The sequence below is a fragment of the Pseudomonas sp. W5-36 genome, from assembly GCF_046540455.1.
GTDB lineage: Bacteria > Pseudomonadota > Gammaproteobacteria > Pseudomonadales > Pseudomonadaceae > Aquipseudomonas > Aquipseudomonas graminis_B.
Map to the genome: position 1 here is coordinate 25,641 of NZ_JAXCIQ010000006.1, position 16,193 is coordinate 41,833.

Here is a 16,193-nt window from a genome sequence, read left to right on the forward strand (position 1 = left end):
CTTGGAGGGGTGGGTGGTTGAGAGTAATACCTACCCGAGAACTGAACCACTGCCGCTGCACAGACTGAACGCGATACTGGCAGTAGGACCGGCTTCACCCGGGAACAGGCCGGTGTGCACAACTTCGATTTTGCAGTGTAATGATTGACGCCTTCCCGGCTAAAGCCAGTCCCACCGGTTGTGCGGTCCTGCTGGCACACGGCCTGTTTGAATCAGCAGCGCTTCCCGCTGTCCATACCGCGCCACCCCGTTTGAGTAACCACCGAGAAGTCATGACCGTGAATGGAATCAGCCGCCACCTCCACGCCCTAGCCAGCCTGATCCTGCTGACGCTGCTGGTCGGTTGCAGCTCGCAACGCCATCAGGAACCCGCGCCGGATCCCTCGGTGGTACGCAGTGAAATCGTGCGGCTCTTGCCCGCCCGCGTCGCCGACCGCCAAGGCTGGGCCCAGGACATTCAACGCGCGTTTGACGTGCAGAAGATCAACCCCAGCGTTGAGAACCTCTGTTCCGTGCTGGCCGTGACCGAGCAGGAATCCAACTTTCAGGTCGACCCGGCCGTTCCGGGAATGGGCAAAATCGCCCAGGACGAAATCGACCGTCGCGCCAGCAAGGCGCACATCCCCAATCTGCTGGTGCGCAGCGCCCTGGACATCCGCTCCTCGACCGGCAAAACCTTTAACGAACGCCTCAGCGCCGCCCGCACTGAAAAAGACCTGAGCGCCATTTTCGATGACTTCATCGGCATGGTCCCGCTGGGTCGTACATTGTTCGGCAACTTCAACCCGGTCCATACCGCCGGGCCCATGCAGGTCAGCATCGAATTCGCCGAGCGGCAGGCCCGGGATTATCCGTATCCGGTCGAGGGCTCGATTCGCCATGAAGTGTTCAGCCGTCGAGGTGGCATGTACTTCGGCATCGCCCATCTGCTCGGTTATCCGGTCAGCTACGACAGACCGCTGTATCGCTTCGCCGACTTTAACGCCGGCTGGTACGCCAGCCGCAATGCCGCGTTCCAGAGTGCGGTGGCGCGTGTGTCCGGCAAGCGTCTGGCGCTGGACGGCGACCTGATCAGCTACGGTTTCGGCCCGGCGCTTGGGCAGACCGAACTGGCGGTGCGCAGCCTTTACCCCAAGCTGGACATGCGCAACACGACCATCCGCAGCCAACTGGAGAAGGGCGAAACACTGGCCTTCGAAGAGACCGAGCTGTACGGGAAGATTTTTGCCATGGCCGACGAGGCCGCCGGCAAACCGCTGCCACGGGCTATTTTGCCGGGCATCGTGCTGGAAAGTCCCAAGATCACCCGCAAGCTGACCACGGCCTGGTTTGCGCAGCGGGTCGAAGAGCGGCGGGTTCGCTGCATGGCGCGGGCGTCCGGGTCTTTGAAGTGAGGCTACGATTGCTGAAAGCTTCCCGGCTAAAGCCGGTCCCATATTCAATTTGCAGGAGGCATCCTCGTGAGCCGTGACATCGAAACACCGATCATCATTACCAGCAGCAACCCGGCTGCCGAGGAGCAGGCAGCGAGTGATCAGGTCGCCGACGCCATGCTGTTCGGATCACCCAAAGACCGGCTGAATTTTTACCGCAAGGAAATCCAGTACGAGACGGCCATCCTGTCCAACCGCACCAACGCCTACCTGTCTGCGCAATCGTTTCTGGTGATCGCCTTCGCCTCGTCGATGGCCAACCTCAATCCGGAGTGGGGCAAGATGTTCACCCTGGTGGTGCCGCCTTTTCTGACGTTGCTCGGGCTGATCAGCTCCATGCACGCCTGGCCGGGCATTCGCGCGGCGTACGAAATCATCGATCACTGGCATTTCAAGCAGGCCCAGTTGCTTAGCAGCCAGCCGGCCATGGGCCTGGCGTACGACGACTCGCCGCTGTTCAGCGAACACGAGTCCAGCGAGAAGGGCTATCGCAAGTCGCTGATGTTTTCCATGCGCACGCCGTGGCTGTTCACCGTGTTCTGGTTTTTGCTGGGGGCGTTTTCGATCTACGTGCAGGTCGTCGACAGCGTTTTCTAAGTCCGCAAGGACGACGCTGATAAAGAAACAAAGAAAGCGGGGTGATGTTACCTTGACACCTAGTCGCGGCAGGCGTATCTCGTCTGCCCGGTGCACGCCCGCTGCGGCGGCTGCAATCCCAGGGTCAGACAGCTTCTTGGTCCACACCTTGCAACAACCTGCCGCGCAACGTTCTGCGCCGTTTTTTTGACCCTTTCGCGTATTTCACAGGCCTGCTCACGTCGACTAATTCTAATTCTCGACCTGCACTCACTGGAGCCACCCTCATGGCAGCATTGCAACAAATCACCGTAGACGCGCTCAAGCGCTCCGAATCCCAGCTGGCCGTTCAATGGCACGCCGATCTGGAAGCCAGCGGTGCGACGCGCAATCTCAAGCCCGAGGAAATCCGCCAGCAAGTTGCCGACTTCCTGCGCCTGCTGACGTCGACGCTGGAGAAGGGTGGCTCCGCCAACATCACCACCACCGAATGGGATGACGTTCGCCACTTTCTGGAAAAACTGTCCAGTCAGCGCGCGTTGGCCGGTCAGGATTCCCAGCAGACCGCCAGTTTCATCTTCGCCCTCAAGGGCCCGCTCTTCACCGAACTGCAAAATGCCTTCGCTGATCAGCCGTTGCTGATTGCCGAGCAAGTGCTGCAGATGTCGGAGCTGCTCGATGGTCTGGGTCTGCACACCATCCGCACCTATCAGAAGTCCCGTGAAGCGGTGATCAAGCGTCAGCAGGAAGAACTGCTCGAGCTGTCCACGCCGGTGGTCAAACTGTGGGACGGCGTTCTGGCGCTGCCGATGATCGGCACGCTGGATTCGCAACGCACCCAGGTGGTCATGGAATCGCTGTTGCAGCGCATCGTCGACACCGGCGCTGAAATCGCCATCATCGACATCACCGGTGTGCCGACGGTCGATACCCTGGTCGCCCAGCATTTGCTCAAAACCGTGACCGCGATCCGCCTGATGGGCGCCGATTGCATCATCAGCGGCGTGCGTCCGCAGATTGCCCAGACCATCGTGCACCTGGGTCTGGACCTGCAAGGCGTCGTGACCAAAGCCAATCTGGCCGATGCCCTCGCACTGGCCCTGCGCCGTCTGGGCGTCACCCTCACCAAGGCGGTATGAGCCCATGGAGCGCATCCCGATTTTGCAGATGGGCGACTTTCTGCTCGTCACCATCCAAGTGGACATGCATGACCAACTGGCCCTGACACTGCAGGACGACCTGTCCGAACGCATCAGCCGCACCTCGGCCCGCGGCGTGCTGATCGACATCTCCGCGCTGGACATGGTGGATTCGTTCATTGGCCGCATGATCGGCATGATCTCCGGCCTGTCGCGGATCATGGACGCCGAGACCGTGCTGGTCGGCATGCAGCCTGCGGTGGCGATCACCCTGGTCGAACTGGGCATGACCCTGCCCGGCGTCAGCACAGCGCTGAACGTCGAGCGCGGCATGAAACTGCTGCGCGAGCGAGCCTATTCCCAATGACCGTGCGCAGCAGCGGCACTCAACCCATTCGCATCGAGCAGGATGTCGTGCTGGCCCGGCAGACCGCGCGCAAGCTGGCCCAGGAATGCGGCATGCGCCTGATCGACCTGACCAAACTGGTCACAGCGGTCAGCGAGCTGGCGCGCAACACCATGGTCTATGGCGGCGGCGGTGACATGGACTGGGAGATTGTCGAGGACGGCCTGCGCGTCGGCCTGCGTCTTACCTTTCGTGACGAAGGCCCCGGCATCCCTGACCTCAAACTGGCGATGACCGACGGCTGGACCTCGGGCGGCGGCCTGGGGCTTGGCCTGACCGGTGCCAAGCGCCTGGTGGACGATTTCGAGCTGGACACCGCGCCCGGCGCCGGCACCCGCGTGACGATCTGTAAATGGACCTGAACCTGCACAGCCACCTGACCCAGGTCTTGTCCGTGGAGGACGTCAGTCAGGTCGGTCACGCCCGACGCACGACCCAGAAGCTGGCCGAACAGGCAGGCTTCGACGAGGCCGATTGCGGCCGGGTGGCGCTGGTCGTCACTGAACTGGCGAGCAACATCCTCAAGCATGCGCAGAGCGGTGAGCTGCACGTGCGCGCGCTGCCGGGCGACGTTTCGGGTGCAGCGGCAGGCGTTGAGGTGATCGCAATCGACCGGGGCAAGGGGTTCGACGTGCAGAACTGCATGGCCGATGGCTTCTCCACCCGTGGCACCCAGGGCATTGGCCTGGGTTCGGTGCTGCGTCAGGCGCAAGTCTTCGACGTGCACAGCGACCCCCGTGGCAGCGTGCTGCTGGCGCGCTTCTTCCCGCGCAAAAGCGTGGTGAAGGACCTGCGCATGGGCATCGCGCAACATTCGCTGCACGATGACCCGGCCTGCGGCGATGTCTGGGAAGTCGCGATCAAGGGCCAGCAGGTCTCGATCATGATGATCGATGGCCTGGGACACGGCCCGGAAGCCGAAAACGCCGGCATGGCGGGCGCCCGCGCGTTCATTCGCAACCCCTTTGCCGACCCCGGGGTGCTGCTGGATGACTTGCACTTCGACATGCGCGGCAGCCGTGGCGGTGCCGCTGCGCTGGCGCAGTTCGATGGCGCGACGGGCCAGCTGCGCTTCATCGGTATCGGCAATATCGGTGCGTCGCTGATCGGCCAGGACAAAACCCGCGGCATCCCCTCGCACCCCGGCATCGTCGGCCTGCAGTACCGCAAGACTGCGCCGATCGATTACACCGAGTGCACCGGGCAATTGTTGATCATGTTCAGTGATGGCCTGCAATCGCGTTGGAATCTTCGCGACTATCCAGGTCTGATGTACCGACACCCGGCGGTGATTGCAGCGGTATTGCAGCGTGATTACAACCGGGGCAGGGACGATGTAACGGTCTTGGTAATGGCTCTGGAGACGCTCGATGACTGACAACAATGCCCGCGAGACCCCTGAGGGCTCAGCCGGGGTCGAAATCGAGACCCGACGCGAGCTGGAACGCTTGCGCGCTGAAACCGACTCGCTGCGTGCCGAGCTCGATGAAACCAATCAGGGCGTGCTTGCGCTGTACGCCGAGCTTGAAGATCAGGCCGACCAGCTGCGCGAGGCGTCGGACCTGAAGAGCCGTTTTCTGTCGTACATGAGCCATGAGTTCCGCACGCCCCTGGGCTCGATCCTCAGCATCGCCAGCCTGCTGTCCGACGAGCTGGACGGTCCGCTGGGCGCGGAACAGCACAAGCAGGTGGCGTTCATCAGTACGGCGGCCCGCGAATTGAGCGACATGGTTGACGACCTCCTTGACCTGGCGAAGATCGAAGCGGGGCGGATCAGCATTTCGCCGGCGTGGTTCGACATGTTCGATCTGTTTTCGGCACTGCGCGGCATGTTTCGGCCCATCGTCGACACCTCCGCCGTGGACCTGATCTTCGAAGAGCCGGTGGGCCTGCCACGGCTCTATACCGATGACCAGAAGCTCGCGCAGATCCTGCGCAACTTCATTTCAAATTCCCTGAAATTTACCCAGCGCGGTGAAGTGCGCGTGTCGGCGCGGCTGGAGTCCGAGGACTCGATTCGCTTTGCCGTGACTGACACCGGCATCGGCATCCCCCAGGAACTTCATGGCGCGCTGTTCGAAGACTTCATTCAGGTCGACTCGCCGCTGCAAAAACGCCTGCGCGGAACAGGGTTGGGCTTGTCCCTGTGCAAACGCTTCGCCGAATTGCTCGGTGGCCGCGTCGGTGTGGACAGCGAGCCCGGTGTGGGCTCGACATTCTATGTGGTGATTCCGCTGGCGCTGACTCAGGAGCCTGCCGATGAAGCCTGAAACCCGGCTGCTGATCGTCGATGACAACACCGCGACCCGCTATGCCCTGCGTCGCCGCCTGGAGCGTCAGGGTTTCGTGGTGTCGGAGGCGGGCACCGGCACCGAAGGACTCGCGCTGCTTGAAGAGCGCTTGCCGGACGCGTTGATTCTCGACGTCAACCTGCCCGACATGAGCGGCTTCGACATTGTCCGCCAGCTCCGCGCTGCACCACGGACGGCCCTTTTGCCGGTGGTGCATGTGTCGGCCGCATCGATCCAGACCGGCGATATCGTCACCGGACTGGAAGCGGGCGCCGACGCCTATCTGGTGCACCCGGTGGACCCCGACGTGCTGCTGGCGACACTGCGCACGCTGTTGCGGGTGCGTGACACCGAGCACGCCCTGCGCGACAGCGAAGAACGCTTTCGCGAGATTTTCGCTAACGTCTCGGCCCCGATCGCGGTCATGGACGGCAACCTGAAAGTCCACGAAGCCAACCACGCCTTTGCTCAGTTGCTCGGGCAGGACGCCGGGGACCATTCGGTGCTGCGCAGCTTCAGTGAAGATCAGGGCTCTGCGCTGGACGGGCTGCGTGAGGCGCTGGCGACGGGCGAGCGCTGGATGGGCACCCTGAGCATGCGGGTCAAGGGCGAACTGCGCGAGACCGAATGGCAGGTTTCGCCGTACCGGGTCACCGGCATGAGCCTGGTGTTCATCGAAGACGTGACCGAGCACCGCCGCCGCGAACAGTCGCATTTGCAGCAGCTGGACTCGGTCAACAGTCGGCTCGCCCACGAAGTGGCCGAGCGTGCGCGGACCGAAGAGCAATTGCTGCAGGCGCAGAAAATGGACGCCATCGGCAAGCTCACCGGCGGCATCGCCCACGACTTCAATAACCTGTTGACCGGCATCGTCACCGGCCTTGAGCTGGTCAAGAAGCGCACCGAAGACGGCCGCACGGAAAAGGTTCTGGTCTACGCCGATGCCGCACTGGCCTCGGCAAAAAGCGCGTCGGCGCTGACCCACCGTCTGCTGGCCTTCGCTCGCCAGCAGCCCCTCGACACCCGCGCGTCCGACGTCAATCAGTACGTGCGCTCCCTTGAGGACTTGCTCGGCCGCACCATCGGCAAGGGCATCTCCCTGACCCTTGAGCTGACCTCGCGCAGCGCTGTGGCCATGGTCGACGCAGGCCAGCTGGAAAGCGCCTTGCTCAATCTGGTGATCAATGCCCGTGACGCCATGCCGGCGGGCGGCAATATCTGGATCAGCACCTTCGAAACCTATTCCCAGGGCCATTCGCGCATGGCGGATGGTGCCTACATTGCCCTGACCGTGCGCGATGATGGCGTCGGCATCGAGCACCACCTGATCGACAAGGTGTTCGACCCCTTTTTCACCACCAAGCCCATCGGCCAAGGCACCGGCCTGGGCCTGTCGACGATCTACGGTTTCGCCCGGCAGTCGGGGGGCGACGTGCAGATTCGCAGCGTCGTCGGCCACGGCACCGAAGTGACCCTGATGCTGCCGGCGGCAGACGTACAGAGCGTCGAACCTCAGCAGCCCGCTGCCGTGGCGGCGCCGGGGGCAGGGGAGCATGTGCTGATCGTCGAAGACACGGCGTCGGTGCGCATGTTCGTCAATGAAGTGCTCACCGATGCCGGGTATCGCTGCACCCCGGTGGCGGATGTGACCACGGCACTGTCGTGTCTGGAAAACGACGCCACCATCGACCTGCTGCTGACCGATGTCGGAATGCCTGAGATGAACGGTCGCGAGGTCGCGCAGCGGGGGCGTGTCTGGCGTCCGGATCTGCCGGTGCTGTTCATGACCGGCTATGCGGAGAACGCGCTCAATCGGCAGGATTTCCTGGGCGAACGGATGGATATGGTCCTGAAACCTTTCCACTTGGCGGATTTTTTGTCGAAAGTGCGCGCGATGCTCGATTCCTGACGCGAATGGGTGGGTTTTTTTGGCGTAAACACCCAATTCGGAGTATTTGACCGGGCCGGTTTTTGTTACCGTGAGCGCCATTCCCACCCGTGCCGCCCTCCGGGGCACATATTGCCGACGCCGTTTGCCCAAACGCTGAAGGTTGAAGGAGCCAAACCTTGACCCTCACCGACGATTTCCTCCAGAGCGCGATAGACCAGTGCGCCCAGGAACCGATCCAGATCCCCGGAAGCATTCAGCCTCAGGGTTTTTTGCTGGTCATCAATGAAGCGGCCTCGACGGTCATTCAGGTCAGCGCCAATGTCAGTGACTGGCTTGGCCTTGATCCACAGTCGTTGATTGGCGTGGCGCTTTCCAATGTGTTCGCCGAACACGAATTGCTGCTCGAGCGCTTGCGGGCGCTGCCGGATGAAGAGCAAAACCCCTTTCACCTGGGTGAAGTGCGCTTTCTGCAGGGCTCAAGAGCCGGTCAGCCGATGACCATAATGGTGCATCGTCATGATCAGGTGCTGATGGCCGAGTTCGAGCCGGCCGGCGACATGAGCACCGCCTATGGCAATGTGTACCCGCTGATTCGCGGGTTCATCAGCCAGATGAGCGTTGACGAAAGCATTGAAGCGCTGTGCCAGCGTTCGGTGGCCGAGGTCAAGCGCATCACCGGTTTCGGCCGGATTCTTGCCTACAACTTCGACGCCGACGGCAACGGCCTAGTCAACGCCGAAGTGGCTGATCAGGGCTATGAGAGCATGCTTGGCCTGACCTTCCCGGCGTCCGACATACCGACCCAAGCTCGAAGGATGTACCTGGCCAACCGTATCCGTGTGATCGAAGACGTCGACTACCAGGCATCACCGCTGATACCCGCTTACAACCCGCTGACGGGCGCGCCGCTGGACATGACCTTCGCCACGTTGCGCAGCGTATCCCCCGTGCATCTGCAGTACATGCGCAACATGCAGACGATGGCCTCGATGTCGATCTCCATCGTGGTGCGCGGGCAGTTATGGGGCTTGATTTCCTGCCACCACGCCACGCCGCGGCGGGTCAGCTTCCAGACCCGCACGGCGTGTGAGTTGCTGGGCAGCGTCTTGTCCCTGCAGCTCGAGAGCAAGGAAGCCCACGCCGACAACCAGCGCATGCTCAGCCTGCGTCGGCAGATCGTGCAGATGCTCGCGGCGATGGCCGACCTCGACAGCGTGACCGGCGGCCTGCGCGCCATGCCTGACGTGTTGCTGGGTTTTGTCGGTGCGAGCGGCGCGGCGGTGATTTCCGGCGCCAGCGTCGATGTCTACGGCGAAACCCCCGAGCGCGAACAGATCGTCAAGCTCGCCGGCTGGTTGAGCGGTCGCGATCCCCACGAGGTCTTCCGCTCCGACAACGTTAGTCGCGACATCCCCGAGCTGCCGGTGCTGGCCAAATCGGTCAGCGGTGTGCTGGCGACGGCGATCTCCGAGCTGCATTCCAACTTCATTATCTGGTTCCGCCCCGAACAGACCCGTGTCGTGAACTGGGCCGGCAAACTGGAAAAAAGTGTCACCCCGAGCGGGTCGCTGAGCCCACGCCACAGCTTCGCCATGTGGCAGCAGACGGTGCGTGGGTTTTCCCGGCCCTGGGACGACATGGATTGCGAGGCCGTGGTCGAGCTGCGTGCGGCGGTGCTGGGCATCGTCCTGCGCAAGGCTGAAGAAATGGCTGCCCTGGCCGATGAGTTGAAGAAATCCAATAAAGAGCTCGAAGCATTTTCCTACAGCGTGTCCCACGATTTGCGCGCGCCGTTGCGCCACATTGCCGGCTACGCTGAGTTGTTGAGCGACATTGAAGGCAGCAAGCTGTCCGACCGAGGCGTCCGCTTCCTCGAAAACATCAGTGATTCGGCGCGGTTCGCCGGTACGCTGGTCGACAACCTGCTGAGCTTTTCGCAGATGGGCCGGTCGGCGATGCGCTTTTCCGACGTCGACCTCAATGCCATGGTCGAGTCGATTCGCCGGGAAATGCTGCCCGACTACGAAGGCCGCGCGCTGGAGTGGAAAGTCCTAGAGTCGTTGCCCGTGGTGATCGCCGACGCCGCCTTTCTCCACCTGGCGATGCGCAACCTGCTGTCCAACGCGATCAAGTACACCCGTAAACAGGACCCGGCCGTGATCGAGGTGGGCAGTTACGAGGAAGACGACAGGATCGTGGTCTACATCCGCGACAACGGCGTCGGCTTCGACATGGCCTACGCCAGCAAGTTGTTTGGCGTGTTCCAGCGCTTGCATCGCATGGAGGAATTCGAAGGCACCGGCATTGGCCTGGCCAGTGTCCGCCGGATTATCGAACGCCATGACGGCACCGTGTGGGCCCATAGCCAGCTGGGCCATGGCGCCACTTTTTACTTTGCGCTGCCCAAGCGCGGTTTGACCGTAACTCTTTGAGTGTCGAAGGAGACGCCCAGTGCTAAAGCCCATTCTTCTGGTGGAAGACAACCCCAACGACCTCGAGCTCACGCTCGTCGCCCTTGAACGCAGCCAGTTGGCCAATGAAGTGATCGTGCTGCGCGACGGTGCCGAAGCCCTTGATTACCTGCTGCGCCGCAACCACCATCATGATCGTGTGGTCGGCAATCCGGCGGTGATGCTGCTGGACCTGAAACTGCCGAAAGTCGATGGCCTTGAAGTGCTCAAGCTCATTCGCGAAACCGAGGAACTGCGCAGCATTCCCGTGGTGATGCTGACGTCTTCGCGCGAAGAACCCGACCTGGATCGCGCCTATTCGCTGGGTGTGAACGCTTACGTGGTCAAACCGGTCGAATTCAAGGAATTTGTCTCGGCGATCTCGGACCTTGGCGTGTTCTGGGCAGTATTGAACGAGCCACCACCGGGTTCCCTGCGACTCGCACGCCGCCCGGGCTCCTGAATCCGGCTTCTGCTGGCCTGCGTAAACCCGCTTCGCGCAAGCCCTTACTGGAACAATGACTTTTATCCATGTCGTTATCGCAGCTTAAATTGCTTTTGGTCGAAGACAGTTCGCTCGACGCCGAGCTGATTCTGCTCACCCTCGAAAACAGCGGGTTGAAGATCGACGCCACGTTGGTCTACAACCATCAGGACGTTGAGCGCGAGCTGGCCGCCGCGCGTTTTGACCTCATTCTCAGCGACTACCTGTTGCCCGGCTCGTCCGGCGCCGACGTGCTCAACAGCGCGCTGCGCCTGGCGCCGAAGACCCCGTTCATTTTTCTCTCCGGAATTTTCGGCGAGCAGCATGCGGTCGAGATGATGCGCATGGGCGCCATCGATTACGTCCTCAAGCAGAACATGAAAATGCTGCCCAAGGCGGTCATGCGCGCGGTGTCGGAGGTGCAGGAGCGGGAAAAGCGCCTGTATGCGGAGAAGACGCTGCAAGTGGCGGAAGTGCGCGCGCACCTGGCGATCGAAGCGGCCGACATGGGCGTCTGGACCTACGATCCGCGCACCGACACGCTGCTGTGGGACGAGCGCTGCAAAGCGCTTTATGGCGTTGGCGCCGACACCACCGTCAGCCTGGCCCTCATGTTTCTGCTCTGTCACCCGGACGACCGCGATCACTTGCACAGCAAGGTCATGGCCGCGCTGACGGTGGACACCTCATTCCAGATCGAGCACCGGCTGATCACCGACGACGGCGAGGAGCGCTGGGTGTTCTCCAACGGCCGCTCGCTTTTCGAAGATGGCCAGTGCGTGCGCTTTACCGGCGTCATCCAAGACATCACCGAACGCAAGCACGCCACCGAGGCGCTGCATCAACTCAACGACATTCTCGGCGAACGCGTCGTCCAGCGAACCCGCGAGCGTGACCGCACCTGGGAGCTGTCCCGGGAGTTGCTCGGCGTGCTGCATTTCGACATGACGCCGATCGCGCTCAACCCGGCGTGGGAGTCGACCCTCGGCTGGAGCCGCGACGAGGTCGGTCGCCAGCCGTTGAGCGAGCTGATTCACCCGGATGATCTGGCGGCCACGCTGCGCGAGACCGCCAGTATTGCCGAAGGCCATGTCTCGACTCGTTTCGTCAACCGCATGCGCCACGCCGACGGGGGATTCCGCTGGTTGTCCTGGACCATCGTGCCGGACGACGGCCTGATGTACGCCGCGGTCCGCGACATCACCGGCGAGCGCGCCGTGGTGGACGAACTGGCGGCGACCAACAAGCGTCTGCGCGATCAGATCAAAGAGCGCGAACGCGTCGAGGCCGCGTTGCAGCAGATGCAGCGGCTGGAGGTGGTCGGCCAGTTGACGGCCGGCGTCGCCCACGACTTCAACAACCTGCTGACGGTGATCCTGACCAGCGCGAATTTCCTCAGCCGGGACTTGGAAAAAGGCGTGTTTACCAAGTCTCCGCAGCGCTTGCAGAACATCCGCGAAGCGGGCGAGCGGGGCGCCAAGCTCACCAGTCAGCTGCTGTCGTTCTCCCGTCGCCAGCGTCTGGAGCCCGTTGCTCTGAACCTCAACGACACCATCGACGGCATGCGCGAGCTGCTCGGTCGTGCCCTGGGCGGCAGCGTCTGGGTGGAAACCGAACTGGCCGAGGACCTGTGGAGTGCGTTGGTGGACCCGACGCAGACCGAGATGATCATCCTCAACCTGGCGATCAACGCCCGGGACGCCATGCCCCAGGGCGGGCAATTGCGCCTGAGCACCTGGAACGAGATGGTCTATCGCCTGCCTCAGCGTCCCGAAGATCCGGAGCCCGGCGCGTATGTGGTGTTGTCGGTAAGCGACTCCGGCTGCGGCATGAGCCCGGAGGTCCTGGCCAAGGCCTTCGAACCCTTCTTCACCACCAAGGCGGTGGGCAAGGGGTCGGGGTTGGGCTTGGCGCAGGTGTTCGGTTTTGCCAAGCAGTCCGGTGGCGGCGTCAGCATCGACACCGCTGAAAACGCCGGGACCACGCTGCGGGTGTATCTCCCGAGCGTTGCCCGCATGGCGGTCCCGGTGGTCAGCGCGTCCGACATGCCCGGCCGCGCCGACGCCGATGACAAGCACCGCACGATTCTGCTGGTCGACGACGACCCGGCCGTGCGGTCGGTGACCTCGATGATGCTGGTGTCGCTGGGGTATTCGGTGGTCGAAGCCGACAGCGGCGACGAAGCGCTGAAGAAGCTCGACCCCGGCATCGAACTGCTTCTGACCGACTTCGCCATGCCCAACATGACCGGTGGCGAGCTGGCAGAAATTGTCCGCCGTGACCACCCGGCACTGCCGATCATGTTCATCACCGGCTTCGCCGATATCGACATCCTCGACGTCGACCCGAAACTGATCGTGCAAAAGCCCTACAAGGAAGAAGAGCTGGCCAAGAAACTGGCCCGGGTCTTGATGAAAGCGTAGGTCCGAAATGGTGGGGCCGAAGGCAGGCCCCACTGAAAGCATTGCGTGCAACCAATCTAACTGTTGGCGACCACAAACTGTGGGACCGGCTTTGGCCGGGAATGCGTCGGTTGCCATACCGCAAAGCGTCGGATGAATATCGCTCGCAAACCACCTCAATCATCCCGCGTCAGCACTTCCAGCAATTCAATCTCAAAGATCAGATTCGAATGGGGTTTGATGTGCGCCCCCATCGAGCGCTCGCCGTACGCCAGCGCTGCCGGCACTGACAGCTTGCGTTTGCCACCGACCTTCATGCCCATCAGCCCGATGTCCCAGCCCTTGATCACCCGCCCGGTGCCGATCACGCACTGAAACGGCTTGCCGCGCGCCCAGGAGGAATCAAACACGGTGCCGTCTTCGAGGGTACCGGTGTATTGGGTGGTGATCAGCGCGCCTTTGACGACGGCCTTGCCGGTGCCTTCCAGCAGATCGAGGATGCTCAGTTCTTCATTCATGTTCAGGTGTCCACAGAGAGAGGGGCGGGATGCGGGTCGGCCAGGCGCCTGACTGGCCTGGCTGGCGGATTGGCTAGGTCAAATCGTGCAGGTCTCGCCCGAGAGGTGGGCTCAGCGACCATTCGGAAAACTGTACCCTCAAGCCTTGCCGCTCCGGTGTGCAGCACATAGGGCCTACCGTGTAGCGTTCCGCCTCTGGAAAGGGAGCAAGTCTGAGCAGCGGCCAAGTCAGTCCGTCTGTGGAGTATTGCAAGCGCAGCACTCCGCCGGAAACGGTCACCCGAAGCCAGAAATCGGTGGGGTCGCCAGGAAAGCGGCTGGGCGCCCAGTCCGACGTGCCTCGTGTCAACACACTGCTGATCATGGGCATTCCATCGTTATATTCGATGCCTGCCTTGAGCCAGGTCTCCTCATTAAGCCTGACCATGATTCCCGCCTGGTCATAGAGCTCACGAAAATCGGCATTCACTCTGACTTGAGCGGTGAAACCTCCAGTGATCTCAAACCCTAGGAAATGTCCGCTGTCTCGAATGAACCCATAATGGGTTTCACGCCAGAAATCGGTCTGGAGGTCAGTGAAAACCTCCAACCTGTGGTCAGTAGAGATTTGGCAGCGGCTCGGCCGGTTCAGCCATTTAGCAGCCTGCCACATTGACGCTTCACCGCTCTGACTGGCCATTTCAATCTGCTTTTTATCCACCAGACTAACCCCTCCATTCATAGCTAAATCCAGCCGTGCCAACGCTCCAGGCGTGTCACAGGGCAAAAAAAACGGCGCGGCCCTCACAGGGCCGCGCCGTTTTCGTGGGTCCAAGGCATCAGACCCAGCGCGTCGGACCTGACGAATCAGGCCCCATCATCACGCGATGACGTCAGTGCTCCACTCGCCGTTCACCAGGCGCTTGAGGCCCAGCGGGTTGGCGTTTTGCAGAGCGGCCGGCAGCAGGCTGTCCGGGTAGTTCTGGTAGCAGACCGGGCGCAGGAAACGATCGATGGCCAGGGTGCCTACCGAGGTACCGCGCGCGTCGGAGGTCGCCGGGTAAGGACCGCCGTGAACCATGGCGTCAGACACTTCAACACCGGTCGGGTAGCCATTGACCAGGATGCGGCCGACTTTCTCTTCCAGCACCGGCACCAGCCACTGGTACTTCTGCAGGTCAGCGGTTTCGCCAATCAGCGTGGCCGTCAATTGGCCGCGAAGGGCGAGCAGTGCGGCTTTCAGTTCAGCGTCGTCCGCCACTTCGATCAGCAGCGTGGTCGGGCCGAACACTTCTTCCTGCAGCAACTCGTCGCCGTTGAGCAACATGCTGACGTCGGCCTTGAACAGTTGAGCCTGGGCCTGCTTGCCTTCCTGCGGCTTGCCGGCGAGGTGCGTGACGCTTTTGTGCGCCAGCAGTTTTTCCACGCCTCTGCTGTAGCTGCGCAGGCCGCCTTCGTTGAGCATGGTCTGCGGGGCCTGACCGCCCATGTGTTCGATCAGTTGCTCGGTGAAGGCGGTCAGGGCAGGGGAGCGAATGCCGATCACCACGCCCGGGTTGGTGCAGAACTGGCCTGCACCCATGACCACGGAAGCCGCGAGTTCGCCGGCGATGGCGGTGCCACGTGCCGTCAGGGCGCCAGGCAGCAGGACCACCGGGTTGATGCTCGACATCTCGGCGAACACCGGGATCGGCTGTGGACGCTCGGACGCCAGTTTGCACAGGGCGTTGCCGCCGTGCAGAGAGCCGGTGAAACCGACGGCCTGAATGGCCGGGTGCTTGACCAGGCCTTCGCCGACGCCGCTGCCGAAGATCATGTTGAACACGCCTTTTGGCATGCCGGTCTTCTCGGCGGCGCGAACGATGGCGTTACCCACCAGGTCGGCGGTCGCCATGTGGCCGCTGTGGGCTTTCACCACCACCGGGCAACCGGCGGCCAGTGCCGAAGCGGTGTCGCCGCCGGCGGTGGAGAAGGCCAGCGGGAAGTTGCTGGCGCCGAACACGGCCACCGGGCCAACGCCGATGCGCTGCTGACGCAGGTCGACACGTGGCAGGGGTTTGCGATCCGGGAGCGCTTGATCGATGCGCGCGCCCAGGAAATCACCGCGGCGCAGGACTTTGGCGAACAGGCGCATCTGGCCGGACGTACGGCCACGCTCCCCCTGGATACGAACGGCCGGCAGCGCGGTTTCCTGGCAAACGAGGGCAACGAAGTCATCGCCCAGGGCGTCGAGTTCGTCAGCGATGGCATCGAGGAACTCAGCGCGGCGCGCCGGGCTCAGTTGACGAAATTCGAGGAAGGCGTCTTTGGCGGCCGAGGCAGCGGCGTCGATTTCCGCGTCGGTGGCCTGATGGAAGGTGTAAGGCAGTGCTTCGCCAGTGGTGGCGTCGAGGCTTTTATGGCGTGCTTCGCCGAGGCCACTGCGGGCGCCGCCGATGAAGTTCTGACCGAGAACGGTAGGCATCTGCTTCTCCTGTTATTTTTGGGGCGAATCGATCAGGCGTGGCGCCTGATGGGGAATTCGAGATCGTTTGAAGCGTAGCGGCAACGGGCTGAAGGGCTCGTCGCAAAAGTCGACAGTCATCATACAACTGCATTTTTTCAGCCGCAAGGCGCGCGGCAAT

14 protein-coding genes are annotated in these 16,193 nt (G+C 62.4%); 11 read left to right on the forward strand and 3 right to left on the reverse strand.

The window, feature by feature from the left end:
- The first annotated feature begins 272 nt into the window (after positions 1–272).
- From SLW74_RS12650 to SLW74_RS12700, 11 genes are all read left to right on the forward strand, one after another.
- The gene (locus tag SLW74_RS12650) at positions 273–1,394 is read left to right on the forward strand and encodes a DUF1615 domain-containing protein (protein WP_296308949.1); all 1,122 of its coding nucleotides are present in this window, start codon (positions 273–275) and stop codon (positions 1,392–1,394) included.
- Positions 1,395–1,550: 156 nt separating this feature from the next.
- Positions 1,551–2,030, forward strand: a complete 480-nt coding sequence (locus SLW74_RS12655; RefSeq protein WP_065991732.1) for a hypothetical protein — start codon at positions 1,551–1,553, stop codon at positions 2,028–2,030.
- 266 nt (positions 2,031–2,296) lie between these two features.
- Entirely contained in the window at positions 2,297–3,148 is an 852-nt protein-coding gene (locus SLW74_RS12660) for an STAS domain-containing protein (RefSeq protein ID WP_410929069.1), read from the forward strand.
- A 4-nt stretch (positions 3,149–3,152) separates the two neighbouring features.
- Complete coding sequence (locus SLW74_RS12665) at positions 3,153–3,515, forward strand: STAS domain-containing protein (RefSeq protein ID WP_037010489.1); 363 nt, start codon at positions 3,153–3,155, stop codon at positions 3,513–3,515.
- Positions 3,512–3,916 (forward strand): anti-sigma regulatory factor, encoded by a 405-nt coding sequence (locus tag SLW74_RS12670; RefSeq protein ID WP_065991451.1) that lies wholly within the window; start codon positions 3,512–3,514, stop codon positions 3,914–3,916. The genes SLW74_RS12665 and SLW74_RS12670 overlap by 4 nt, the downstream gene beginning before the upstream one ends.
- Entirely contained in the window at positions 3,907–4,932 is a 1,026-nt protein-coding gene (locus SLW74_RS12675; protein WP_410929070.1) for an ATP-binding protein, read from the forward strand. The genes SLW74_RS12670 and SLW74_RS12675 overlap by 10 nt, the downstream gene beginning before the upstream one ends.
- The gene (locus SLW74_RS12680; protein WP_083233199.1) at positions 4,925–5,824 is read left to right on the forward strand and encodes a sensor histidine kinase; all 900 of its coding nucleotides are present in this window, start codon (positions 4,925–4,927) and stop codon (positions 5,822–5,824) included. Before SLW74_RS12675 ends, SLW74_RS12680 begins: the two co-directional genes overlap by 8 nt.
- A complete protein-coding gene (locus SLW74_RS12685; RefSeq protein ID WP_410929071.1) occupies positions 5,814–7,754 on the forward strand; it encodes a response regulator in 1,941 nt (646 codons plus the stop codon). Before SLW74_RS12680 ends, SLW74_RS12685 begins: the two co-directional genes overlap by 11 nt.
- Before the next feature lie 158 nt (positions 7,755–7,912).
- On the forward strand, positions 7,913–10,168 hold the full coding sequence (locus SLW74_RS12690; protein WP_410929072.1) for an ATP-binding protein: 2,256 nt from the start codon (positions 7,913–7,915) through the stop codon (positions 10,166–10,168).
- Between the two features lie 19 nt (positions 10,169–10,187).
- Positions 10,188–10,649, forward strand: a complete 462-nt coding sequence (locus SLW74_RS12695; protein ID WP_065991454.1) for a response regulator — start codon at positions 10,188–10,190, stop codon at positions 10,647–10,649.
- 68 nt (positions 10,650–10,717) lie between these two features.
- Positions 10,718–13,093: a hybrid sensor histidine kinase/response regulator gene (locus SLW74_RS12700; RefSeq protein ID WP_065991455.1), complete on the forward strand. Its 2,376-nt coding sequence runs from the start codon at positions 10,718–10,720 to the stop codon at positions 13,091–13,093.
- 155 nt (positions 13,094–13,248) lie between these two features.
- Here the strand turns inward: SLW74_RS12700 and SLW74_RS12705 are convergent, their stop codons facing one another.
- The 3 genes from SLW74_RS12705 to SLW74_RS12715 all read right to left on the reverse strand — a co-directional run bounded on the left by SLW74_RS12705 (position 13,249) and on the right by SLW74_RS12715 (position 16,033).
- Complete coding sequence (locus tag SLW74_RS12705; RefSeq protein WP_065991456.1) at positions 13,249–13,590, reverse strand: FKBP-type peptidyl-prolyl cis-trans isomerase; 342 nt, start codon at positions 13,588–13,590, stop codon at positions 13,249–13,251.
- Between the two features lie 73 nt (positions 13,591–13,663).
- Positions 13,664–14,242: a DUF1349 domain-containing protein gene (locus SLW74_RS12710; protein ID WP_410929251.1), complete on the reverse strand. Its 579-nt coding sequence runs from the start codon at positions 14,240–14,242 to the stop codon at positions 13,664–13,666.
- A gap of 207 nt (positions 14,243–14,449) precedes the next feature.
- Entirely contained in the window at positions 14,450–16,033 is a 1,584-nt protein-coding gene (locus SLW74_RS12715) for an aldehyde dehydrogenase (NADP(+)) (RefSeq protein ID WP_410929073.1), read from the reverse strand.
- Between the last annotated feature and the right edge of the window lie 160 nt (positions 16,034–16,193).

What these genes read in the sequence shown, in the direction of transcription:
- SLW74_RS12650 (WP_296308949.1), top strand. Translation starts at nt 273, where the DNA reads ATGACCGTGAATGGAATCAGCCGCCACCTCCACGCCCTAGCCAGCCTG.
- SLW74_RS12655 (WP_065991732.1), top strand. Translation starts at nt 1,551, where the DNA reads ATGCTGTTCGGATCACCCAAAGACCGGCTGAATTTTTACCGCAAGGAA.
- SLW74_RS12660 (WP_410929069.1), top strand. Translation starts at nt 2,297, where the DNA reads ATGGCAGCATTGCAACAAATCACCGTAGACGCGCTCAAGCGCTCCGAA.
- SLW74_RS12665 (WP_037010489.1), top strand. Translation starts at nt 3,153, where the DNA reads ATGGAGCGCATCCCGATTTTGCAGATGGGCGACTTTCTGCTCGTCACC.
- SLW74_RS12670 (WP_065991451.1), top strand. Translation starts at nt 3,512, where the DNA reads ATGACCGTGCGCAGCAGCGGCACTCAACCCATTCGCATCGAGCAGGAT.
- SLW74_RS12675 (WP_410929070.1), top strand. Translation starts at nt 3,907, where the DNA reads ATGGACCTGAACCTGCACAGCCACCTGACCCAGGTCTTGTCCGTGGAG.
- SLW74_RS12680 (WP_083233199.1), top strand. Translation starts at nt 4,925, where the DNA reads ATGACTGACAACAATGCCCGCGAGACCCCTGAGGGCTCAGCCGGGGTC.
- SLW74_RS12685 (WP_410929071.1), top strand. Translation starts at nt 5,814, where the DNA reads ATGAAGCCTGAAACCCGGCTGCTGATCGTCGATGACAACACCGCGACC.
- SLW74_RS12700 (WP_065991455.1), top strand. Translation starts at nt 10,718, where the DNA reads ATGTCGTTATCGCAGCTTAAATTGCTTTTGGTCGAAGACAGTTCGCTC.
- SLW74_RS12705 (WP_065991456.1), bottom strand. Translation starts at nt 13,590, where the DNA reads ATGAATGAAGAACTGAGCATCCTCGATCTGCTGGAAGGCACCGGCAAG.
- SLW74_RS12710 (WP_410929251.1), bottom strand. Translation starts at nt 14,242, where the DNA reads ATGTGGCAGGCTGCTAAATGGCTGAACCGGCCGAGCCGCTGCCAAATC.
- SLW74_RS12715 (WP_410929073.1), bottom strand. Translation starts at nt 16,033, where the DNA reads ATGCCTACCGTTCTCGGTCAGAACTTCATCGGCGGCGCCCGCAGTGGC.